Source organism: Colwellia sp. Arc7-D (assembly GCF_003061515.1).
Classification (GTDB): domain Bacteria; phylum Pseudomonadota; class Gammaproteobacteria; order Enterobacterales; family Alteromonadaceae; genus Cognaticolwellia.
In genome coordinates, this window is sequence record NZ_CP028924.1 from 1,034,356 (window position 1) to 1,056,020 (window position 21,665).

At 37.6% G+C, this 21,665-nt stretch carries 22 protein-coding genes; 10 read left to right on the plus strand and 12 right to left on the minus strand.

Annotation, left to right across the window (positions count from 1 at the left end; translation table 11 throughout):
• Positions 1–133 precede the first annotated feature (133 nt).
• From accD to purF, 5 genes are all read left to right on the plus strand, one after another.
• Positions 134–991 (plus strand): acetyl-CoA carboxylase, carboxyltransferase subunit beta, encoded by an 858-nt coding sequence (gene accD, locus DBO93_RS04480; RefSeq protein ID WP_108455258.1) that lies wholly within the window; start codon positions 134–136, stop codon positions 989–991.
• A gap of 10 nt (positions 992–1,001) precedes the next feature.
• Positions 1,002–2,276: a bifunctional tetrahydrofolate synthase/dihydrofolate synthase gene (gene folC / locus DBO93_RS04485; RefSeq protein ID WP_108455259.1), complete on the plus strand. Its 1,275-nt coding sequence runs from the start codon at positions 1,002–1,004 to the stop codon at positions 2,274–2,276.
• 18 nt (positions 2,277–2,294) lie between these two features.
• A complete protein-coding gene (locus DBO93_RS04490; RefSeq protein ID WP_108455260.1) occupies positions 2,295–2,927 on the plus strand; it encodes an SPOR domain-containing protein in 633 nt (210 codons plus the stop codon).
• A gap of 71 nt (positions 2,928–2,998) precedes the next feature.
• Positions 2,999–3,481, plus strand: coding sequence for a CvpA family protein (locus tag DBO93_RS04495; RefSeq protein ID WP_108455261.1), 483 nt, complete (start codon positions 2,999–3,001; stop codon positions 3,479–3,481).
• 32 nt (positions 3,482–3,513) lie between these two features.
• Entirely contained in the window at positions 3,514–5,031 is a 1,518-nt protein-coding gene (purF, locus tag DBO93_RS04500) for an amidophosphoribosyltransferase (RefSeq protein WP_108455262.1), read from the plus strand.
• A 103-nt stretch (positions 5,032–5,134) separates the two neighbouring features.
• Here purF and DBO93_RS04505 read toward each other — a convergent pair whose 3' ends face one another.
• The gene (locus tag DBO93_RS04505) at positions 5,135–5,734 is read right to left on the minus strand and encodes a Yip1 family protein (protein WP_108455263.1); all 600 of its coding nucleotides are present in this window, start codon (positions 5,732–5,734) and stop codon (positions 5,135–5,137) included.
• 214 nt (positions 5,735–5,948) lie between these two features.
• Positions 5,949–6,230, minus strand: a complete 282-nt coding sequence (locus DBO93_RS04510; RefSeq protein ID WP_108455264.1) for a hypothetical protein — start codon at positions 6,228–6,230, stop codon at positions 5,949–5,951.
• A 564-nt stretch (positions 6,231–6,794) separates the two neighbouring features.
• On the opposite strand from DBO93_RS04510, the gene DBO93_RS04515 reads away from it, so the two are divergent.
• Entirely contained in the window at positions 6,795–7,559 is a 765-nt protein-coding gene (locus DBO93_RS04515) for a tRNA isopentenyl-2-thiomethyl-A-37 hydroxylase MiaE (protein WP_108455265.1), read from the plus strand.
• Positions 7,560–7,633: 74 nt separating this feature from the next.
• Here DBO93_RS04515 and DBO93_RS04520 read toward each other — a convergent pair whose 3' ends face one another.
• From DBO93_RS04520 to DBO93_RS04540, 5 genes are all read right to left on the minus strand, one after another.
• Positions 7,634–8,365 carry a sulfite exporter TauE/SafE family protein gene (locus tag DBO93_RS04520; RefSeq protein ID WP_108455266.1) on the minus strand — a complete coding sequence of 244 codons (732 nt, stop codon included), beginning with the start codon at positions 8,363–8,365 and terminating at the stop codon, positions 7,634–7,636.
• 65 nt (positions 8,366–8,430) lie between these two features.
• Positions 8,431–9,123 (minus strand): pirin family protein, encoded by a 693-nt coding sequence (locus tag DBO93_RS04525; RefSeq protein ID WP_108455267.1) that lies wholly within the window; start codon positions 9,121–9,123, stop codon positions 8,431–8,433.
• Between the two features lie 118 nt (positions 9,124–9,241).
• Positions 9,242–10,144 (minus strand): LysR family transcriptional regulator, encoded by a 903-nt coding sequence (locus DBO93_RS04530; RefSeq protein WP_108455268.1) that lies wholly within the window; start codon positions 10,142–10,144, stop codon positions 9,242–9,244.
• Between the two features lie 13 nt (positions 10,145–10,157).
• Complete coding sequence (locus DBO93_RS04535; RefSeq protein ID WP_108455269.1) at positions 10,158–12,065, minus strand: monovalent cation:proton antiporter-2 (CPA2) family protein; 1,908 nt, start codon at positions 12,063–12,065, stop codon at positions 10,158–10,160.
• A gap of 248 nt (positions 12,066–12,313) precedes the next feature.
• Positions 12,314–13,165 (minus strand): pirin family protein, encoded by an 852-nt coding sequence (locus tag DBO93_RS04540; RefSeq protein WP_108455270.1) that lies wholly within the window; start codon positions 13,163–13,165, stop codon positions 12,314–12,316.
• Positions 13,166–13,508: 343 nt separating this feature from the next.
• Between DBO93_RS04540 and DBO93_RS04545 the strand changes: the two genes are divergently transcribed.
• The 3 genes from DBO93_RS04545 (at position 13,509) to DBO93_RS04555 (ending at position 16,881) form a co-directional block, all read left to right on the plus strand.
• Positions 13,509–14,102, plus strand: coding sequence for an NAD(P)H-dependent oxidoreductase (locus DBO93_RS04545; protein ID WP_108455271.1), 594 nt, complete (start codon positions 13,509–13,511; stop codon positions 14,100–14,102).
• Positions 14,103–14,162: 60 nt separating this feature from the next.
• Entirely contained in the window at positions 14,163–14,606 is a 444-nt protein-coding gene (locus DBO93_RS04550; protein ID WP_108455272.1) for a DoxX family protein, read from the plus strand.
• 394 nt (positions 14,607–15,000) lie between these two features.
• Complete coding sequence (locus tag DBO93_RS04555; RefSeq protein ID WP_108455273.1) at positions 15,001–16,881, plus strand: DUF885 domain-containing protein; 1,881 nt, start codon at positions 15,001–15,003, stop codon at positions 16,879–16,881.
• A gap of 118 nt (positions 16,882–16,999) precedes the next feature.
• On the opposite strand, the gene DBO93_RS04560 is transcribed toward DBO93_RS04555, so the two are convergent.
• The 3 genes from DBO93_RS04560 to DBO93_RS04570 form a co-directional block, all read right to left on the minus strand.
• The gene (locus DBO93_RS04560) at positions 17,000–17,770 is read right to left on the minus strand and encodes a siderophore-interacting protein (protein WP_108455274.1); all 771 of its coding nucleotides are present in this window, start codon (positions 17,768–17,770) and stop codon (positions 17,000–17,002) included.
• A 209-nt stretch (positions 17,771–17,979) separates the two neighbouring features.
• Positions 17,980–18,330, minus strand: coding sequence for a hypothetical protein (locus DBO93_RS04565; RefSeq protein ID WP_108455275.1), 351 nt, complete (start codon positions 18,328–18,330; stop codon positions 17,980–17,982).
• Positions 18,331–18,365: 35 nt separating this feature from the next.
• Complete coding sequence (locus DBO93_RS04570) at positions 18,366–19,088, minus strand: outer membrane beta-barrel protein (protein ID WP_108457748.1); 723 nt, start codon at positions 19,086–19,088, stop codon at positions 18,366–18,368.
• A 146-nt stretch (positions 19,089–19,234) separates the two neighbouring features.
• On the opposite strand from DBO93_RS04570, the gene DBO93_RS04575 reads away from it, so the two are divergent.
• Complete coding sequence (locus DBO93_RS04575; RefSeq protein ID WP_108455276.1) at positions 19,235–20,122, plus strand: LysR family transcriptional regulator; 888 nt, start codon at positions 19,235–19,237, stop codon at positions 20,120–20,122.
• Positions 20,123–20,307: 185 nt separating this feature from the next.
• Here DBO93_RS04575 and DBO93_RS04580 read toward each other — a convergent pair whose 3' ends face one another.
• Positions 20,308–21,078 carry a UDP-2,3-diacylglucosamine diphosphatase gene (locus DBO93_RS04580; protein ID WP_108457749.1) on the minus strand — a complete coding sequence of 257 codons (771 nt, stop codon included), beginning with the start codon at positions 21,076–21,078 and terminating at the stop codon, positions 20,308–20,310.
• Between the two features lie 24 nt (positions 21,079–21,102).
• Positions 21,103–21,594, minus strand: a complete 492-nt coding sequence (locus DBO93_RS04585; RefSeq protein ID WP_108455277.1) for a peptidylprolyl isomerase — start codon at positions 21,592–21,594, stop codon at positions 21,103–21,105.
• Positions 21,595–21,665: the final 71 nt, after the last annotated feature.

Below are 21,665 nucleotides of genomic sequence, written 5' to 3' on the forward strand. Positions count from 1 at the left end.
AAAACAGACCAGTTTTTCCTATAATTGTGTAGGTGTTCTATGGTCTAATTCAACGAATTAGCAAAAATTTTATATTTAGTGGTTGTATTTTAAACAATTATTAAATTTTTTCGTGTATAGGCAAAAATATATTATGAGCTGGATTGAAAAGATTCTCCCAAAAGCAAAAGCAACACAAAAAAGAAATATTCCAGAAGGTGTTTGGAGTAAGTGTTCTAGCTGTAACGCGGTGCTTTATAAAGTTGAGCTAGATCGACAAATGTCAGTTTGTCCAAAGTGTGATCATCACATGCGTATTTCTGCACGCAAACGTATCGATGGTTTTCTTGACCAAGGCGAGCGAGTTGAACTAGGTGAAGAGTTTGAAGCACAAGATATTCTTAAATTTAAAGACTCTAAACGCTATAAAGATCGTATTTCAGCGGCGCAAAAAAGTACCGGTGAAAAAGATGCGCTAGTGGTTATGAGAGGCGAACTTCATGGGCAACCTATTGTGGTAGCTGCATTTGAATTTGGTTTCTTGGGTGGCTCAATGGCGTCTGTTGTTGGTGCTCGCTTTGTTAAAGGTGTCGAATATTGTTTAAAGCATAACGTACCCTTTGTTTGTTTTTCTGCCAGTGGCGGCGCACGTATGCAAGAAGCATTGTTTTCACTAATGCAAATGGCAAAAACCAGTGCAGCATTAGCTAAAATGAGTGAAAAAGGCCTTCCTTATGTTTCAGTGCTAACCGATCCTACTATGGGTGGTGTTTCAGCAAGTTTAGCTATGTTAGGTGACATTAATGTTGCCGAGCCTAAAGCATTAATTGGCTTTGCAGGTCCGCGCGTTATCGAACAAACAGTACGTGAAAAACTACCTGAAGGCTTTCAGCGTAGTGAATTCTTAAAAGAAAAAGGCGCGATTGACATTATTGTAGATCGTCGCGAAATGCGCAGTACTTTAGCAAGAATGCTTGCTAAGTTTATGGGGCAAGATAGCCCAGCAGCATAACGGAAAATTCATGTCAAAAATGATTAAAGGCCATTCAGCGAGAAACAATCTCACTGAATGGCTTTCTTATTTAGAGAGTATTCATTCAGTTGAAATAGAGCTTGGCTTAACTCGCATTAATGCTGTTGCCAAAAAGCTTAATATTGCATTTCCTTCGTCTACTGTTATCACGGTTGCTGGCACTAATGGTAAAGGCACAACCTGTGCATTTTTAGAGAATGCTTTTTTAGCTCAAAATTTAACGTGCTCGGTATATTCATCTCCACATATTGAACGCTTTAATGAGCGTTTGCGCCTCAATAAAGTTGAAGTAAATGATGATGACTTGGTTAATGCCTTTGAAACTATCGAGCGAACTCGCGAAGACATATCCTTAACTTATTATGAATATACAACATTAGCGGCTTTGTTAATTTTAACCGCACAGCAGCCCGATGTTATTATTCTTGAGGTTGGTTTAGGCGGGCGTTTGGATGCTACCAATATCGTTGATGCAGATGTTGCTGTGATTACGACTATTGATCTCGATCATCAAGCTTATTTGGGCAATACTCGCGAAGCCATTGGTTTTGAGAAAGCTGGGATAATGCGCTCCAACAAAATTGCAGTCATTGGTGATACCAACCCACCAAACTCAATGATAGAACATGCAAAATGCATTGGCGCTAAATCATACTTTCGCGACAAAAACTTTATGATTGAACAATCTAATAACAATGATTGGCAGTGGCAAAGTGATAGGCATAAGTTTTCAGGGCTTTCTGATTGTAAAATACCACAAGACAATGTTTGCACAGCAATAATGGTGCTTAGTGTATTATCTGATAAGCTTGCGTTAACGCTAGACAGCACATTTATAAATACAGTGATTGATGAAACTATTGTTGCTGGCAGAATGGAGAAGTTTAGTGATGGTTGCGATGTTATTTTAGATGTTGGGCATAACCCACAAGCTGCAAGATACCTAGCCTCACAATTACAACAATTGAATTATCCCAAGGTACATGCTGTTTTAGGAATGCTTGCTGATAAAGATACAACAAATACTGTCGCGCCACTTTTACCTTTAGTTTCGCATTGGTATATTGGTACGCTTGACGCTCCAAGGGGGCGTGCAGCAAAAAGTATCTTAGAATCTACACAAATAGACACGACAAAGGTGAATTGCTTTGACAATGTCTCTCAGGCATTTAAAATGGCAAAACATAATGCAAAAGCAACTGATCTTATTCTGGTTTTTGGATCTTTCTTTACGGTTGCTGAAATAAGACGTTTGTTAGTTTAACTATGATTGGAGTTTAATTTGTCTACACCATTTCAAAATCGTTTAGTTGGTACTATTATCGTTGCGGCTATCGCTATTATATTTTTACCTGATGTACTTGATGGCGACAAAAAAACATACCAAGATAACTTTGAAGCGATTCCAGATGCTCCGCAAGTTAATTTAACTCAAGAAAATACCAGCTTTCCTGAGCACAAACTCGCTAATTTACCCACAGAAGATTTTACTGATGAGTTAGCGCTCGACGATCAAAGTGTTATAGATTCAGCGAATGCGCTTAAAGAAAAAGATGTTACGGTAACCACGCTAGCTAAAGAAGCACCTTTTTCTTCGGATAAAGCTACACTAGCAGCAAAAAATACGATTGATAAAGTGGTAAAAAAATCACCAAGTAAAGCCGTAACAGAGCAAGCATGGGTTATTCAATTAGGCAGTTTTCGTCACCAAAACAATGTTGATGAATTGGTCAGCAAGTTACAAAAAGAAGGCTACACCGCCTTTACTAAAACTATTAAGACTAAGTCAGGAAAGTTGACCAAAGTTTTTATTGGACCTGAATTAATAAAATCATCGCTAGAAGAAAAACTACCAGCATTGAAAAAGCTAACAAATGTACAAGGTAAAGTTGCTCGATTCTATCCCGCTAAATAATAAAATTATTAGCAAATCCTAGGCGGCTTCTGGTAGAATGCGCGCCTCTAATCAATGAGAATATTCGATTTATGGTTTGGATAGATTATGCCATTTTGGCTGTTATTGGCATTTCAGCTTTAATAAGTTTAGTGCGTGGCTTTGTCAAAGAAGCTGTGTCTTTAATTGTCTGGATCAGTGCTTTCTTTGTCGCAAGTACCTTCTATCTTAATTTGTCGACTCTACTTACCAATATTTCCGACCAACTGCTGCGTAATGCTGCCTCGATTGCTATTTTATTTATCTCCACGCTAATCTTAGGCGCATTGGTTAATTACGTTATTGGACAACTGGTTAGTAAAACTGGTTTGTCTGGCACAGACAGAGTATTAGGTATCGTTTTTGGTGCGCTAAGAGGCGTACTGATTATTGCCGCAGTTTTATTTTTTATGGACGCATTTACACCTGCGTCCTCTGCAACTTGGTGGCAAAACTCTCAATTGGTTCCAGAATTTACATTAATAGTTGAATGGTTTTTTGAATATCTCAAACAATCGTCAAGTTTTTTAGCTTAGTATTTAAACCTAGTTCGTCGGAGAATAAGTGCATGTGTGGTATTGTTGGTATTGTTGGTAAATCCCCCGTTGGTCAAGCATTGTATGATGGTTTAACGGTTTTACAGCATCGTGGACAAGACGCTGCGGGTATCGTGACTATTCACGAAAACACCTTTAGATTACGCAAAGGTAATGGTTTAGTTAAAGATGTTTTTCATACTCGTCATATGTTGCGCCTTCAAGGTAATATGGGTATTGGGCATATTCGCTACCCAACGGCTGGTACGTCTAGCTCTTCAGAAGCGCAGCCTTTTTATGCTAACTCACCTTTTGGTATTTCATTAGCGCATAACGGTAATTTGACGAACGCTGAAGAGCTTAAATTATGGCTTAACAGTGAAGCTCGACGTCATGTTAATACTACATCTGACTCTGAACTATTACTTAATATTTTAGGTCATGAATTACAAAATTCAGAACAGCATAAATTAGACCCTAGTGATATTTTTACCGCAATAAGTAATGTTCATAAGCGTGTACGTGGCGCCTATGCAACGGTTGCCTTAATTATTGGTTATGGCATGGTGGCATTTCGTGACCCTAACGGTATTCGTCCGCTAGTATTTGGTAAGCGCGAAAGTACATCAGGTGTTGAGTATATGGTTGCATCTGAATCGGTTGCGCTTGACGCTAACGAGTTCGAATTTGTTCGTGATGTAGCGCCTGGTGAAGCTATTTTCTTCACCGAATCAGGCCAAATTCATAGCCAACAATGTGCTGAAAACCCTTCTTTTCACCCTTGTATTTTTGAATATGTTTACTTCGCTCGCCCTGACTCATCTATTGATAAAATTTCTGTTTACGGATCTCGTGTTGATATGGGTAAAAAACTTGGCGATAAAATTGCTAAAGAATGGGATGACATCGATATAGATGTTGTGATCCCTATCCCTGAAACTTCTTGTGATACAGCGCTAGAAATTGCTCGTCATCTGAATATTCCATATCGTCAGGGTTTTGTTAAAAATCGCTACATTGGCCGCACGTTTATTATGCCAGGACAAGAGCAGCGTAAAAAATCAGTACGTCGTAAACTGAACGCTATCGGTGCAGAATTTGTGGGTAAAAATGTTTTACTCGTAGATGACTCTATTGTCCGTGGCACTACCTCAGGTCAAATCATTGAAATGGCAAGAGCAGCCGGCGCTAAAAAAGTATACTTTGCATCTGCAGCGCCTGAAATACGCTTCCCTAATGTTTATGGTATTGATATGCCAAGTGCAAATGAATTAATTGCACATGGTCGAGACCTTGATGATATTTGCGAAATTATCGGTGCTGATAAGTTAATATTTCAAACTTTAGAAGATTTAGTGTCAGCTGTATCAACGGCTAACCCAGATATTACAGAGTTTGAAACCTCAGTTTTTAACGGCGAATATGTGACAAAAGACATCGACCAAAGCTATTTAGATAGATTAGATGCGATGCGAAATAATGAAACTAAAGAAACTTCAGACAAAAATGCTGACTCAATTATTGATATGTATAATGAAGGTGCTGAATAAAGCATGATGGGGATTTAGGTATTTATTAACTGATAACATTGAATACCAAATTTAAGTCATAAAAAAACCGCTATTAAGCGGTTTTTTTATGGCTGTTATCAAATCAACTGACGTATTCAACACCTAAACCAGAGTTAAATACGATAGCACTGGCGGCCATTAAGGCTACAATAAGTACTAAACCACATGTAACTACTGAGCTTGAATAAATAAAGCCTTTTTCTTCAGGTATATTCATCATAATCGGTACACCTGAATAAAGTAGGTAAACTGAATAACATAATGCCGCTAACCCAGCGAGTACAACAAACCATAAAACAGGAAATAATGCGGTTAACCCTGCCATTAATAATGGGGTAGCTGTGTATGCTGCTAATTCTAACGATTGGGTGAAGTCAGGTTTTGAATCAAAAGTTTTTGCCATCCACTGAATTAAAATGGCTAAAGAAAAAACACCTAGAATTAAACCAAAGTACATTGCTACTGACATAAATAGAGCGTTTGACTCTGTCAGTTTAATTGGATCTCCAGCACCGATAGACCAACCAATATGCGCTGCAGCATAATAACCACAAATAGCTGGAATTAATGCAATGGTGAGTATATGCACCATCGAATACATTAAACTCTCGTGACGCTTCTCAATTGTTTGCCATTCTTTTTTAGGTGCAGTATAAAGCCCCCAGATATGATTTAAGATCATGTTAAATACCTCTCTCTGTCCCCAAAAATAATGCAGATATAAGTAAAATTCTGCGACCTTACATTCTAATCAACTTTCTTATTTTTATTGTTGATATGTTATTTATGTAAGATGGCGAGGGATTCGTCAAGACTTGTTTGATATTTCAACGTAAATAGATGTTTTTTAGCCATCTACCAGTCTAATTGTCCAGTTTTTCGGGTGAAAAACGGATTTAACAGACTTTAATTCGAACAATTTTCATGACTTCAAGTTCAAAACCGGCAACCGTTTCAGTCGCTGGATAATAGGTAATATTGACCAGCTGATTTTGTAATGATTTATACAGCTTTTTTCTACGATATTTAAAGGGCACATCAATACCTTTTAACATGATGGTATTTAAGTACCATTCATCTACTTCACGTTGTACATGTGAAAGTACGGTTTGATGCTCACTATGGGTTAAGTCTTTGTGTTTGTCTGTTAGTGATTTTGCTTCCGTTTTTTTCATCATTAGTTCACTGTATTTTGGTCAAAAATAATTATAAGGCAATTTAATATAATTGAATTGCTATTATCATAACAAATAGCATAACTTTATTCATTTAATTGAGTTCGTTATACCTAAATAGCCGATAGCTCTCGGTTAATTTAGTATCAAAACTATTACACCATGGTTTATTGGTAACTCAAGTACTGGGCCTTTAAAGTAAAAAAAGTTATTAATAACGTTCTTTATGGTGTGTCTAAATAACTTATGCCGATCAATAATTTTATAAAAGTAGCGATACTACTATTTTGCTTGAAGAAGCTGAAGCTGACAAACACTTATCTGTACTTTACTTTGAATACCTTCTTTATGGACTGACTGTTTATCTGTACATTGTAAGTTTTTAGACTCTAATTGTTAGCATAAATTGTTCTATAAGCGATATAAATTAGCCCTTTAGGGGATAACACTTTATTTTAAGGCTAAACCTAATGGGGATTACTCTTTAATAGTCAGAGAGCTAGCCTATTTAAAAAAATTCATGTTAAAATCATTGCAATGTTCTAGATAAATACCGAGTTTTAAAAATTGCCTTCCCAAAAATTATTAGCACCAATCTTAAGCTTTCTTAAATGTGAAACGCCTAATGCTTGGATTGATGAAGCTAAAAAACCAGAGAATTTAGCCATTATATTAAGGGACCACCTTGCTTGTGAATTAAAGGCAGGGCAGACGGCAATGCACCTTATGCGTAAATATGCTGTTGATAAGAAAAGCGGACAAATATTAGCTGATTGGTTTAAGCCTTATGAAGGTTACTTATATCGTCAAGAAGGGGATTTACAATCTTTAGCTAACCAAGACGCCTTATCAAAATCAGTTTTCCCTAAAAGTAACTCTGAGTATGGCCAAGATTTGATTGATAAAATGGTGTTGTTAATCAAAGAAGAGTTGCATCACTTTTATCAAGTGTTAGAAATAATGGAGGGCCGTAATATTGCCTTTGAAAACACATCAGCTGGCCGTTACGCAAAAGGTATGATGACGCATGTTACAACACATGAGCCAGATACCTTAATTGATAAGCTAATTTGTGGTGCGTATATTGAAGCTAGATCATGCGAGCGCTTTGCAAAGCTAGCGCCTCATTTAGATGATGATTTAAATAAATTTTACACCTCGTTATTAAGATCAGAAGCTCGACATTATCAAGACTACTTGGCTTTAGCAGAGCAAATTGCAGATAAAGATATTAGTGATCGTATTGCTCATTTTGGTAAGGTTGAAGCAGATTTGATTTCAACGCCAGATACAGACTTTAAATTTCACAGTGGTTCACCGATAAAACAATAATTTTTTATAATCAAAAATGATTATGTTTTATTAACATTATTTTAAAAATTGGTTAATTTCGCGATTAATGATCACTATTTTGTAAAGAATAACCAAATACCTAGTAATAACAAAAGGTAATTCATTACTTTTAGAAAGCGTTGTTTATCTAGGTGTTGATTAATTTTAACGCCAAGCCAATTTCCGAACACAGCTAAAGGTACAAATGCGAGAGCTGTAAGTACCACATCAAAAGTTAATAATCCTAAAGATACAACGCCAATTAATTTAATGATATTCATGATGGCAAAGAAGGCGGCGGCTGTTGCAACAAATTTTGATTGCGCTAAACCGATGGCGGTAAAGTAGATGATTAAGGGCGGGCCGCCAGCGTGAACTAAAGTACTCGTAATGCCTGACATTGCTGACATAACATACGCGCCGTAGCGATTATTAACTAAGCTCAGTTGCAATGTTTTAAAGCCGATGTTTTTAATGGCAAAGGTAATGCAAATAAAGGCAATAAAATTACGCAGGTGTTCTGCATTGACAATATCTATCAGTAAATTTGCTATCACAACACCCACAATAGCACCGGGTATTAGTTTAGCCAGTAAAGCAGTGTCCCACTTTTTCCAAAAACTTTTTACACTCATCATATCTGCGATAATCAGCAAAGGTAACATCAAGGTTATTGCTTCAATAGCGCTAAACTTAAACATTAAAATGGGCACCGAAAACACGCCAAGTGCCCCTGCAAAAGCTGATTTGGAAATACCGATAAGTAAAACTACAGCAGCAATAAGTAATACTGCGGATATATCCATTATTTAATAATACCTCTGACTTTATTGCATATTAAGACGCGGGTTCAGTCTTGAATTGTACTGATTTAACTCATTGGTAAATCAAACCACAACGCTTCAAGGTCGGCATCTGCTTTTATTTCTAACGATTGCTCAGGTTCAATAGCAAAACCATCACCCGCTGAAAACTGTTCGCCGTTAACGTTTAATTGGCCTTTAATAATATGCATATAACCCATGCGCTGCTCAGTGTTTAAGGTGATGTCTTCGTCTTTGCTCAACACTAAACGTGACATGCTTGCATCTTGGTTGATTGACAAAGCGCCATTATCGCCATTGGGGTTAACTAATGAGGTTAATTTACCTTGTTGGCGAATAGTTTTTTGCTCATAACTCGGTTTAATGCCTGTTACATTAGGCTGTATCCAAATTTGCAAAAACTTTACTTTATCTTTCTTTGAAGCATTAAACTCAGAGTGTAATACACCACGGCCAGCACTCATACGCTGCACGTCACCGGCGGGCACTTTATAGCTGTTTCCGGTATTATCTTCGTGTTGTAGTGCTCCTTCGATAACATAGGAAATAATTTCCATATCGCGGTGGCCATGTTCACCAAAACCTTTTCCTGGCATAACCATATCATCGTTAATTACCCGTAATACCGAAACGCCCATATGCTTTTTGTCGTAGTAATTGCCAAACGAAAAACTATGCTTGCTATCTAACCAGCCAAAATTTGCTTTGCCTCGATCTGCTGACTTTCTAATATATTTCATGGATAAACTCCTTCAATTGTTTTCTTGAAGTGATCATACCGTTCTTATTGATAGCTTAAAATTAGCATTATTAGTACATGTCATTCGTATTTTAAGAACTATTGTAAAGTTTTTATTGTTAAGTGTTTTGCAAGTTCAGACATTGTGCTCTTAGCTCTGCTATAAAACTTCTAGCCGCAGGACCAAGGCAATCGCCATCTTTATAGGTAAGGTAAAGTTGAGTAGAGCGCTGTCTATTTTCATTTAACTTTAAGGGGATTAGTTGCTTATTTTTGAGTTGTTGTTCAATTAAGCTCACCGGTAACCAAGCAAAACCTAAGCCCTGACAAATCATGTCTATTGAGCTTTGTAAATGACTGACCGTCCAGCGTTGATTTGCTTCTAGCCAGCCTTCACTGGCTTTTTTGTCTTTATTTAAATGCGCTGAATCTCGCACGACTATTTGTCGATAAGACTTAAGGTCTTCTAAGCTGAGTTTGCGTTTAAGTTTATGTAAAGGGTGAGTTGGACTAGCAACAGCGTTAAAGGTGATGTAACACAAGCTTTCACTAAAGCCAGCACCAAGTGAAATGGGGGATATAGCAATTTCAACGTCATTATGTTCAAGTAACTCACTAGCGCCGCTGAGTATGGTTTCAATTAATTCAATTTGCAGTAAAGGAAATTGCACGGAAACTTTTTCCAGTACTTGATATAACAATGTGCGTGGGAATACCTCATCAACGGCAATTTTTAACTTAGTTTCGATACCTTGACTTAATGTTTGACCAATAGCTTCAATTTTTCTCGCTTCTTCAAGTAAATAATTTGCCCGTTGAAGCATTAATTGACCGGCCTCGGTTAATACCGTTTTACGTCCTTCAATTTTAAATAGTTTGACTCCTAGCGAGTCTTCTATTTTACTGACAGCGTTATGAATACTTGATTGGCTTTTATGTACGCCTTGAGACGCTTGATTAAAACCACCAAATTCCACAACAGCATGAAACATACGCCATTGCTCTAAAGATATTCTTAGCATTTATTTGCTCGCATTATTGAGTTTGTTTCGAAGTTGTTGCATTACTTTCTTCAACACTTGCCTCATTACTTTCTACAATGTCATCACAAGGTGTACCGTCACTTTTTCGACAAGTATTTAATTTATCTTGCTCATTTCTATCGTTGCTCAATACTTGTTTTAAATCTTCGATACGTTGTTTAACAGCAATGCCATAGCTGTGGTCATCACCCCATAAATGAGCTAGTGCAGTTAAAGACTCGTGATCATGTTTGGCAAATATTTCACCCGCTCGTTTGGCATCGGCAGGCTTATTGCCTAACAGGGTAAGTACTTCTACGCCTAGGTTCAGTGCTGAGTCGAAAGTTTCACGCTTGAAGGTACTAATACCTAACTTCATTAATTGATAAGCATGACGGCGATCAATTGCACGTGCGGCAATTTTTAAATGAGGGTAGTGCTTTTGCGCCATAGTGGCTATTTCTAGCACTTTGTCTGGGTCATCAATGGCGATAACTAGTAATTGTGCTTCGCTAGCACCAGAAGCGGTTAGCAAGTCTATACGCGCGGCGTCGCCATATAACACTTTATTACCAAAGCGTCTTAGTAGCTCAATTTGGCTTGGGCTATGGTCAAGAATCGATAGGTGATAACCTTGCGCCGCTAATAAGCGACCAATAACTTGACCAAAACGGCCATAGCCAGCAATGATGACATTCTTAGTGGCTTCTATTTCCTCTGGGCTATCAAAGGTTTTTTGTGTGCTATCTTCACGGTTAATAACTTTTTCATAAAACATCAACAGCAAAGGGGCCATTAGCATTGATATGGCAACAACTAGAGTGGTTAACTTGGTTTGCTCTACACTGAGAATTTGTAATGTGCTGGATAGTGATAACAAGACAAAGGCAAATTCGCCTCCTTGCGCTAACGCTAAGGTAAACAGTAATTTTTGTTTACTTTTAATGTTAAAAGCGTAAGCAAGGATATATAACACGAAAGCTTTAATCACAATGAGCCCGATAACAAATATCATCACATTGCTAAATTGTTCGATTAAAAGCGGGAAATCTATAGATGCACCAACCGTAATAAAAAACAGCCCAAGCAATAAACCTTTAAAGGGTTCAATATCGACTTCTAACTCATGTCTAAATTCGCTTTCGGCTAATACCACACCCGCTAAAAATGTCCCTAAAGCCGGAGATAAACCAATTTTTTGCATGATGACCGCAATAACAATGACTAAAAACAAAGCGAAAAGGGTAAATAACTCACGCAAACGTGTTTCCGCGATATATCGAAAAAGTGGTGTCGCGATGTATTTGCCAGAAAATATTATAGCGGCAATGGTCGCCAGTGATATTAATACTTGTGCGTATACAGGAAGGTGTTCAATTAAATTACCATGACTTGTGGCAACATTGGTTATTTCGCTAAAGGCAAGTAATGGCAATAACGCTAAAATTGGAATAACGGCAATATCTTGAAATAACAGTACAGAGAAGGCATTTTGACCGGCTTCTTGTTTGATCCAACCTTTCTCAGTCAACGTTTGCAAAACAATAGCGGTTGATGACAACGCTAGCATAAGTCCTATGGCTAGTGAGGCTTCCCAGCGCAAGTTTAAGATAAAATAACCAACAGCAAAAAATAACGCTGTAGTGAGTAAAACTTGTAATCCGCCTAAGCCCATTATGGAATGTCTTAACTTCCATAGTCTTGACGGCTGTAGTTCTAAACCGACTAAAAATAGCATCATGACCACACCAAACTCGGCAAAATGCATGACATCGGTTTGGTCGCCAACAAGCCCAAAAGCAAAGGGACCAATGATAATGCCGGCAATGAGGTAACCAAGCACAGAGCCCAGGCCTAAACGCTTGGCAATGGGCACAGCTACGATGGCTGCGGCTAAATAGATGACTGCCATTTCTAACATAGTTTTCTCTTTTTTATTATTTTAATAAACAACTGCATATATGTGTTTTTGTGACGATGTAATACCATGCCATATAAGAAAGTAGTTACTGCTTTATATGGCATGTTATTAACTGAATGAGCATAAAATATTCATTTTATTTTACCTACTTATAGGCTTTATTTTTACACTTTACCGCTGCGGTACATAATATCATGACATTTTACTTGTTAGCAGGGCTAATGCTAACAAGTCTAGTGATACGCGCTTTATAAAGGAATAAACTCTTTATCATCACCAGGAATGGTGGGGAATTTACCGTTTTTCCAATCGCTTTTGGCTTGTTCCATTCTTTCTTTAGTGTAAGCGACAAAATTCCAATGTAAGTAAGGAACTTTTTGAAACTTTTCACCACCAAGCATGATAAATCGTCCGCCTTCGACCATGGTAATATCATGATCATTTTCACCTAATAAAACAAATTCACTTGCGCCATACGCTTGACCATTTATTTCAATTTTACCACTGATAACAAATATTGCGGTTTCGTGTGTTGGGTGCGGTTTAGTAATAGTACTTTCTGCGCCAGCCACTACGTCAATATAAAACATGGGTGAATAACATTTTACTGGTGAACTTAACCCGTATGCATCACCTACAATAAGCCTCATCATGACATCTTTATAAGTCGAGTGTGGTAAGTCTTGTTTTTTAACGTGAATAAAGGCAGGTTCAATTTCAACTTTATCTTCTGGCAATGCTATCCAGCATTGCAAGCCACTAATGACATGTGGGTTTGCTCTTACTTCAAAAGACTCACGCTCTGAGTGTGTAATACCTTTCCCTGCGGTCATCCAATTAACATCACCGGGACTTATTTCAAGGTTATTACCCAGAGAATCGCGATGTAAAATATTCCCTGCAAATAAGTAAGTTAAGGTTGATAGTCCAATATGTGGATGCGGTCTAACATTAATCCCTTTACCTGCTGGGAAATCATTAGGGCCCATTTGGTCAAAGAAAATAAATGGGCCTACCATACGTTTTTCTTGATGAGGTAAAACGCGTTTTACTTGCAAACCACCAAGGTCGTGTTCGATTGCTGTTAGTACTTTTGCCATGTTGAACTCACTTTTAGTAAATGATGAATGATTGAACTGCTGACGATGGTTACCGCTTAACGTCACTCGTTCTCATATATTATCTGTAAATAAATCTAACATTCTTCTTAAGGTAACAATATTAGTTAAAAGTTAATAAAACATTCTTCTAAAGGGAATTGTTACTTAGCATCATTGAAAAGATGAATGTTACCAACATTCTATTTAATAGAATGAATTGTGCTTAAATTAGTAATTTTGTTCTTCTCATTTTTAGTGAATACTGTGCTCATCGAATTTAAGCGCTAGTTTTTACTGTAAAAACTAGACCAAGTTAAAATTTACACAAGATAAGAGGTTAGCTATGAATAATATTTTATTTATTAAATCGTCATTAAATGGTGAGCAAGGTAATTCAACTATATTAGCGCAAGAGTTAGTCGCTAATTTATCAGTAAATTCAGAGGTCAAGGTTGTTGAACGAGATCTAGCAGAGCAGGGGCTTGAACATTTAACTCAAATAGAAATGGCCGCTTGGATGACTCCAGCAAATGAGCGTAATAGCGCGCAGGTCAAACTTACGCATATTTCTGATAGCTTAATTGAAGAGTTAACAACTAGCGATACCTTAGTCATTGCTATGCCTATGTATAACTATGGCGTGCCGTCAACGTTTAAAGCTTGGGTAGACCGAGTCGCTCGAGCAGGCGTGACATTTCGTTATACGGAAAATGGTCCCGTTGGATTATTAAAAAATAAAAAAGTAGTCATAGTGGCGGCGCGAGGTGGTATACATGCTGGCACGGTAAGTGATTCACAAACGCAATATTTAACGAGTTTCTTTAATTTTCTCGGCCTTGATGACATTACTTTTATTTACGCGGAAGGTTTGAATATGCCAGGTAACGAAGAAAGGTACGCAGCAGCACAAGCAGAGATAAAAAACTACAGTCTCTAATAAAACCGTATAACGAATTTAATAACATTTAATATTATTAACAAGGTTCAGGATATTAAAATGAAAATATTATTAGCAAAGTTAACCCATTCAAATGCAGGTTTCTCGGCATTAGCACTTCGTCTGCCTATTGGGATTATTTTTATGGCCCATGGCGCACAAAAACTCTTTGGCTGGTTTGGTGGCTACGGTCTTGAAGGTACGGGCGGTTGGATGGAGTCAATTGGTTTGGCGCCTGGTTTTATTATGGCGTTATTAGCGGGTAGTGCAGAGTTTTTTGGTGGTTTATTTATTCTGTTAGGTTTATTAACACGCCCAGCTGCTATTGCGCTTTCATTCACTATGATCGTGGCTATTTTCTCAGTACATTTTGCCAATGGTTTATTTATGGCGAACAACGGCTATGAGTTTGGCTTAGCCTTGTTAGCAGCAAGTATTTCATTAGCGTTGTCGGGTTCAGGTAAGTTGGCTTTAGATAATGTACTCGCTAAAAAATTAAGTTAAGCATTAGTATTCTGCAAAATAATCCTCAACCTAGTTTATGTTTAATCTAAGTTGAGGATAATCTCCACAGACTAAAATTTAAGTCATTATTAATAATATCTCTCTTACTGAAAAATTAGCTAGTAAACACATCACAGAGCGGGTGAAGTTTTTGGTGAAAAAGAAGTTGAATTAATCAATGCCTAAGATTCCGATTTTAAATTTCAACGTGGCTTACTAACACCTTAACTGTATATAATTAGATATTGCCCATGCGGAAATAATGCTAAGTAGAACAAACACCTAAATATGTATGCATATAGTAGGATAAAATTTTTATTTATCATCATAACTCGGTAATATGAAAATAGGCGCTCTTAAAGTGCTATCAATTAATATATAAGGAAAGTAATAAATGCGTACTCTGATTGCATTGGTGGGTGCTGTAGCATGTTTATCTGCATGCCAGCCCAATAGTCCTTCACAAAATACCTCTCAAGAGCCAACAGCGGTTGCCGCTGCTCAAGGTGTAACACAAAATAATATAAGTGAGTCTGAAAGGTTAAATCAATGGTTTGCCACTAAATATGAAGAGCAACTGCAAAGTAACCCTATCCTGTTGACATTTTTAGGACGTAAAGAAAAAAACGACCAAATTAATGATATGTCAGTGGCGTTTGAGAAAAAACAGTTAGCTTGGCAAGCAGCGACTGTTGCAGAGTTAACCTCCAACTTTGATTATGAAAAACTTACCGCTGAAGCTAAAATTTCATACGACATTTGGATTTATCAATATGAACAAGCTAAAGCCGGGCAACAATTTAATAAAAACGGCTATGTATTTACTCAATTTAACGGCATTCAATCATTTGCTGCCGAGTTTTTAATAAACTTCCATCAAGTTGACGATTTAAGTGACATGCAGGCTTATATCAAGCGAATTAAAGGTATTAGTACTGCTATTGATCAATTACTGGTTCGGGCGCAAGAAAATTCCGCCGCAGGTACTAGACCCCCCAAGTTTGCTTACGAAGGTGTTATTGAACAGTCAAACAACCTGATTACAGGAGTTCCATTCTCTCAAGCTGAAGGGGATGTAGATTCACCACTTTGGATGGATATACAACGAAAGGTTACCACTTTAATTGATGCTGAAAAAATTACTGCAGCACAAGCATTATCATTAAAAAGTGATGCCAAAGCGCAGCTACTGCAAAGCTTCCTACCGAGTTATCAAGCGTTAATTACTTGGTTTGAAAGTGATATTGTTAATACCGTTAGCAACCCTACAGGTGTCTCCACACAGAAAAATGGTCAAGCTTTTTACGATTATATGCTAAGTGCTTCTACAACAACGTCATTGTCTGCTAATGAAATACACAACATTGGTGTTGCAGAGGTAGCGCGTATCACAGAAGAAATGATCGAGATTAAAGACCGTGTGGGTTTTGAAGGTGATTTAGCCGCATTTTTTAATTTTATTAAAACAGATGAACAATTTTTTTATCCAAACACAGATAGCGGCCGACAAGGCTATATTACAGATACGGAAGAATACTTAGATTTTATTAATGAACAACTACCTGAATATTTTGGTATTTTGCCTAAAGCAGGGTTAACCGTGAAGCGGGTTGAAGCGTTCAGAGAGCAAGATGGTGCCGCCCAGCATTACCATCCAGGCACACCTGACGGTAGTCGCCCAGGTGTTTATTACGCGCACTTATCTGATATGTCAGCGATGCCAAAAAATGAAATGGAAGGTGTTGCATATCACGAGGGTAATCCGGGACATCATATGCAAATTTCTATTGCACAAGAGCTAACGTCAGTCCCGCAATTTCGCACGCAAGCAAACTTTACAGCTTACAGCGAAGGTTGGGGTTTATATGCTGAATTACTAGCAAAAGAAATGGGGGCTTATCAAGATGATTTCTCTGATTTTGGCCGCTTAGTTAATGAAATGTGGCGTGCAGTTCGTTTAGTGGTAGATACCGGTTTACATACCAAGGGCTGGACTGAGGAGCAAGCCATAGCTTACTTTAAAGAAAAAACCCCGATTGCTGAAGAAGCTATTGTTTCTGAAGTGCGTCGCTATTTAGTTTTACCAGGGCAAGCAACATCATACAAAATTGGTATGTTAAAAATATTGGCATTACGTGAAAGTGCCAAACAAGCATTGGGTGAACGTTTTGATATTCGTAGTTTTCACGATACCGTGCTTGGTGGTGGAGCAATGCCGTTGGCAATATTAGAGCGAAGAGTAAATGACTGGGTAAGTAGTCAAATGCCTAATTAGTAAAATGCTTAAGTAGTCATTGACACTAGTCTGTTATCTGACAAATTAATTGGCCCTTCACAAATATAAACTATTTTATTTATTATATTTGTGAAGCGCCATGATCCATTTTTTATAATTAACGCTCTTTTTTAGCGTCTAATTGTTTAAAAGCCTTATGCCCATCTTCTGTCACGCCTTTTTTCCAATAACTGCTAATGTAGATGGATTCTTGAGCCACTTCTTTTTCATTTTTAAAGTATTGACGTAATTCACGCATATCATCAAATTCGCATGCCGCCCAGATAGAAACCTTTCCATCTAACCAAGGTAATGACTTTACTGACTTTGATAGTGATTGGCTTTCAGTTAGCCAAATTAACTGCACATTTTCTGGCAAATCGATTTTTTGAATATCGTCAGCTTCAGCAACTTTGATAACGGCGTAGCCTTTAGCTTCAGACGATAACTGACGAAGCTTTGCAGAAAGTGCCGGTAAAGCAGTCATATCTGCAACCATAAAAACCCAATCTGTATCTGTGTTAATCTCTTTTATTTTGCCAGGGCCGGCAATACAAACTTTGTCGCCAACTTTGGCCGACATCGCCCAGCGTGTAGCAAAGCCACTCTTGTTGTCTTGTGTCATGTGGCGAACAAAGTCGACTTCTATAGCGCATATTGAAGGCGAAAAACGGCGGATGGTATAAGTACGCATTACCGGTCGTGAACCGTCAGTTATAGCACTCAAATCAGTATTACCAGTGGCATCAAATAAAAATTTGATATAACTTCCCTCACATTCTAAAGGAAAGTCAGCAAGTGCATCGCCTTGTAAAAAAACACGCTGCATATTAGGGGTTACTTGTTGTGAACCTACAACGGTTAGTTGCATTGGCGTTGGTTTTTTCATAATGACACTCAAATATTGTATTGAATATAAATTTGTATTTTCAGTTCTAGATTAAAGTTTAAAGAACGAAATTGTTAACCCCTGAAGTAAAAGTATCAGGAGTTAACATTAGTGATAAATAACGTGGTTTGTGGTTAGTATTACTTAATTTAGGTATGATCTGCTGCCTAAATATTTACCATTCACAATTTTTTTCTCTCACCATTGTTCTACTTAGTGTAGCGATTCATAGCCATGGTCGATGTATCAATTTTAGACATAAATTCACTTGCCGCTTTTACTTGCATAAAACTGTTCATTGACGCATCTGCAGCTTTTAGTGAATTCCAATGCACTATGACTAACCATTCGCCGTTTTCTTTTTTTGCTGTTTCTCTAGATATAAAGCCAGGCTGCTTCATTACATGCTCTGTTTCTACTGCTTTATCAATAGTAGAAAATTCTTGATTTGAAACACCTTTATTTAGTGTGAAGGTAGCTATTTCAATAACTTCTGCGAATGTAATCACAGGGACCAAAGTAAGTGCCAAGCTTAATACGAATTTATTTAATGTTTTCATGATCTTCCTATTATTTAGACTATGTGCTAAAAAATTTAAAGCGTTATACGAATACCAATGACGACTTCATTAGTCGCTAGGTTGTCGATCTTAAAGCCATCAGTAAATGAATCTTGTCCGGTCATTGCATCGCCAAAAGATGCATATTGGTATTCGCCATAAATTGAAGTTTGCTCTGATAATTCATAACTAACACCAACACCGAAGTTCCAAGTAAACTTAGTAGAGTCACCGTCAGCGTAGCTATCGTAATAGCCATCGGCTGCACCATCAAATAGGTCAAATGCGGCTACACCTGAGCCACCTAGTTTTGCTGAGTAGCTGTTGTCTGACAATCCAATGCCGGCTTTAATATAAGGAGTGAAAGCGCTATCGTTAGTGAAATCGTAAAAGCCTTCTATTGTGAAGGTGGTACTTTCAACACTACCTTTAAGAATATATTCTTCACCGGCACGTGTACCTGTACCGTAGCGTGTAGCATTAAAGTCACTATCTCGATAGCCAATACGACCTTCAATACGAATGTTTTTATCTAAAATGTAACCAATACCTAAGCTACCAACTGCACTGTTGTCTATGTCAAATGTGGCCGGAAAATCGTCATCAACGGCAATATTGTTTCCATAAGGTTCAGAGTCCTTTACTTGCTGACTAGCACCTAACTGGCCTGCAACATAAAATCCTTCTGTTTGAGCTAATAATGAAGCGCTGAAAGTCAGTGCCATACTTACAATTACTATTTTTTTGGTGTTGTTCATAATTAAACCTGATGTTTTTAGTAAAAATGAATAATTCATTCTACGAATTACGCATGTGCTATGTTCTATGTAGAATGATCATATATTTTTCTTATTGTGCTGAATACGTGCAATAATTAGATTTTATAATTCCGAATATAAGAACAATGATAAATTACTTAAGGCATATGGCCGTTTTTGCTAGGGTTGTGGATGAAGGTTCATTTCGCGGGGCAGCTAAAACACTTAATTTAGCACCGTCTCGTATCAGCCATACAGTAGCGGATCTTGAGCAATACTTAGGGGTGACATTATTATATCGAACAACGCGTAAACTCACCCTGACCAATGAGGGCAGTAATTTTTACAAGCATGCTATAGAAATACTGAAAAATGCTGAAGCAGGTTTAAACGAGTTAAATGCACTTTCAGAGCAACCTATTGGCTCACTGCGAATTTCATTACCAGCGTTTTTAACAACGTCGCCTATTTCCAGTGCGATTGCTGATTTTTCTAAACTCTATCCTAAAGTGTCACTTTCATTGATCTTTACTGATCACATAGTAGACATTCTCAATGAATCGTTGGATTTAAGTATCCGTGTTGGTTGGTTAAAAGATAGCTCTATGTTGGCGCGTAAACTGTTTGAAAGTAGGCGAATACTTGTCGCAAGCAAAGCTTATGTTTCATCTCGTGACATCCCGTATAAGCCTTCAGATATAGTAAGCTGGGATTGGATCAGTTTTGATATACGCTCCAACTCAGTTGAATTTGAATCTGAGCACGGTGAGAAAGTGACTATTAGTTACCATTCTAATTTAAGCGTAAACAGCGCAGATGCTTTAGTGCATTTTGCAAAAAAGGGCTTGGGGTTAACCTATATACCTGAGCAACTTGTTGACGAGGCTATTCAGTCAGGGGAGTTAGTTCATGTGCTGCCAACTTGGAAGATTAAGTCGTTAGGGTATTATGCTGTATGGCCAAATAAATCGCGTCGCGAAAATCTAACACTACTTTTAGTGCGCTATTTAGCTGAGCGTTTAGCAAACACGTAATGCGCTATTGCTGTTAGAAATATTAGAAATGTTAGCTAAAGAGGTAATATCGGCTTTGCTTAAGTGATGTTGCTCTAATGGCAACTATAAAACGATGGCTGTATATACTATATCCAGCCATTATAATGGAGTGAAAAAAGCAGTAGAAAAGAATAATCACGATCGGTTACTAATTTTAATGGGTATTAATCACTTTTTATTTCAAAAGGTTTGTCCATTAAATCCATAGAGGTTGGTGTTACCTTCAACCAAGCTCCTTGCTCGTACCAGTCTCCTAGTACAATTCGCTGAGCATGTTGGTTATTTGCCTTTACATCATGTACCGCTGGTCTGTGAGTATGACCATGAATCAAGATTTGACTTTGATATTGCTCCAAACAAAGAATAACCTCACTTTCAGTAACATCCATAATGTCTTGCGACTTCATCGCTGTCGCTGTCGCACTTTGCTCGCGATAATTATTGGCAATTTTTCGTCGAACAAATAAGGGTAAACTTTTTATCATCGCTTGCCACCACCAACTTCGTGATTTTTTACGAAAAGCTTGATAGCCAACATCACATGTACAAAGTGTATCGCCATGCATAATAACAACAGGTGTGCCATATAAGTCTATTAGCGTCACTTCAGGTAGTAACTCCATACCTGATTGCTTGGCAAAGCGTTTGCCTAATAAAAAGTCGCGATTGCCGTGTATAAAATACACTTTACAATCGAGCAATGATAAAGCTTTAATCGCCTGAGAAATTTGCAAAATAAAGGGACTGTCATCATCGTCGCCAATCCAGTACTCGAATAAGTCGCCCAAAATATATAATACTTGTGCTTTTGGTGCTTCGTTTTTCAAGAAAGATAAAAAACAGGCCGTAATATCAGGCCTGTTTTGCGCAAGATGTAAATCAGCAATAAAATAAGTTAATGCTGATTGATTATTCAAATGAGAGGTTTCACTCATATCATTTACGTCGGTAATCAAGAATTACGCTACGATTGTTTCTTCAATAATTATTTCTTCTTTTGGAACATCGTCGTGAAATCCCATGCGACCTGTATCAACTAGCGTCATTTTATCGACAATGTCCATGCCTTCAACAACTTTACCAAATACACAGTAACCCCAGCCTTGCACATCTTCACTTTTAAAATTAAGGAAATCGTTATCGGCTAAATTGATAAAAAATTGTGCTGAAGCTGAATGTGGTTCTTGCGTACGCGCCATAGCTAAAGTGCCACGAGCATTGGTTAAGCCATTATTTGCTTCATTTTGAATTGATTCGCGGCTGGTTTTTTCGTCCATACCTGATGCGAATCCACCGCCTTGCGCCATAAAACCTTTAATTACGCGGTGAAAAATCGTGCCGTTATAAAAGCCATCTTCAGCGTATTGTTGAAAGTTTTTTGCCGTAACAGGTGCGTTATCAAAATCTAATTCAATTTTAACTTCGCCTAAGGTTGTTTTAAATGTGATCATTTTTTTTACTCATAAATCTAAAGGAAATGTAATTAGGCAAATTGTAACTCAATAAAAGAAACATTTCTCGG

Excerpts from the sequence above, each read along its gene's own strand:
- DBO93_RS04520 (WP_108455266.1), bottom strand. The coding sequence starts at position 8,365 with ATGGATATATCCGCAGTATTACTTATTGCTGCTGTAGTTTTACTTATC.
- DBO93_RS04540 (WP_108455270.1), bottom strand. The coding sequence starts at position 13,165 with ATGGCAAAAGTACTAACAGCAATCGAACACGACCTTGGTGGTTTGCAA.
- accD (WP_108455258.1), top strand. The coding sequence starts at position 134 with ATGAGCTGGATTGAAAAGATTCTCCCAAAAGCAAAAGCAACACAAAAA.
- DBO93_RS04535 (WP_108455269.1), bottom strand. The coding sequence starts at position 12,065 with ATGTTAGAAATGGCAGTCATCTATTTAGCCGCAGCCATCGTAGCTGTG.
- DBO93_RS04565 (WP_108455275.1), bottom strand. The coding sequence starts at position 18,330 with ATGAAAACATTAAATAAATTCGTATTAAGCTTGGCACTTACTTTGGTC.
- DBO93_RS04585 (WP_108455277.1), bottom strand. The coding sequence starts at position 21,594 with ATGATCACATTTAAAACAACCTTAGGCGAAGTTAAAATTGAATTAGAT.
- DBO93_RS04575 (WP_108455276.1), top strand. The coding sequence starts at position 19,235 with ATGATAAATTACTTAAGGCATATGGCCGTTTTTGCTAGGGTTGTGGAT.
- DBO93_RS04525 (WP_108455267.1), bottom strand. The coding sequence starts at position 9,123 with ATGAAATATATTAGAAAGTCAGCAGATCGAGGCAAAGCAAATTTTGGC.
- DBO93_RS04560 (WP_108455274.1), bottom strand. The coding sequence starts at position 17,770 with ATGAAAAAACCAACGCCAATGCAACTAACCGTTGTAGGTTCACAACAA.
- DBO93_RS04530 (WP_108455268.1), bottom strand. The coding sequence starts at position 10,144 with ATGCTAAGAATATCTTTAGAGCAATGGCGTATGTTTCATGCTGTTGTG.
- purF (WP_108455262.1), top strand. The coding sequence starts at position 3,514 with ATGTGTGGTATTGTTGGTATTGTTGGTAAATCCCCCGTTGGTCAAGCA.
- folC (WP_108455259.1), top strand. The coding sequence starts at position 1,002 with ATGTCAAAAATGATTAAAGGCCATTCAGCGAGAAACAATCTCACTGAA.
- DBO93_RS04555 (WP_108455273.1), top strand. The coding sequence starts at position 15,001 with ATGCGTACTCTGATTGCATTGGTGGGTGCTGTAGCATGTTTATCTGCA.
- DBO93_RS04510 (WP_108455264.1), bottom strand. The coding sequence starts at position 6,230 with ATGATGAAAAAAACGGAAGCAAAATCACTAACAGACAAACACAAAGAC.
- DBO93_RS04570 (WP_108457748.1), bottom strand. The coding sequence starts at position 19,088 with ATGAACAACACCAAAAAAATAGTAATTGTAAGTATGGCACTGACTTTC.
- DBO93_RS04545 (WP_108455271.1), top strand. The coding sequence starts at position 13,509 with ATGAATAATATTTTATTTATTAAATCGTCATTAAATGGTGAGCAAGGT.
- DBO93_RS04580 (WP_108457749.1), bottom strand. The coding sequence starts at position 21,078 with ATGAGTGAAACCTCTCATTTGAATAATCAATCAGCATTAACTTATTTT.
- DBO93_RS04495 (WP_108455261.1), top strand. The coding sequence starts at position 2,999 with ATGGTTTGGATAGATTATGCCATTTTGGCTGTTATTGGCATTTCAGCT.
- DBO93_RS04550 (WP_108455272.1), top strand. The coding sequence starts at position 14,163 with ATGAAAATATTATTAGCAAAGTTAACCCATTCAAATGCAGGTTTCTCG.
- DBO93_RS04505 (WP_108455263.1), bottom strand. The coding sequence starts at position 5,734 with ATGATCTTAAATCATATCTGGGGGCTTTATACTGCACCTAAAAAAGAA.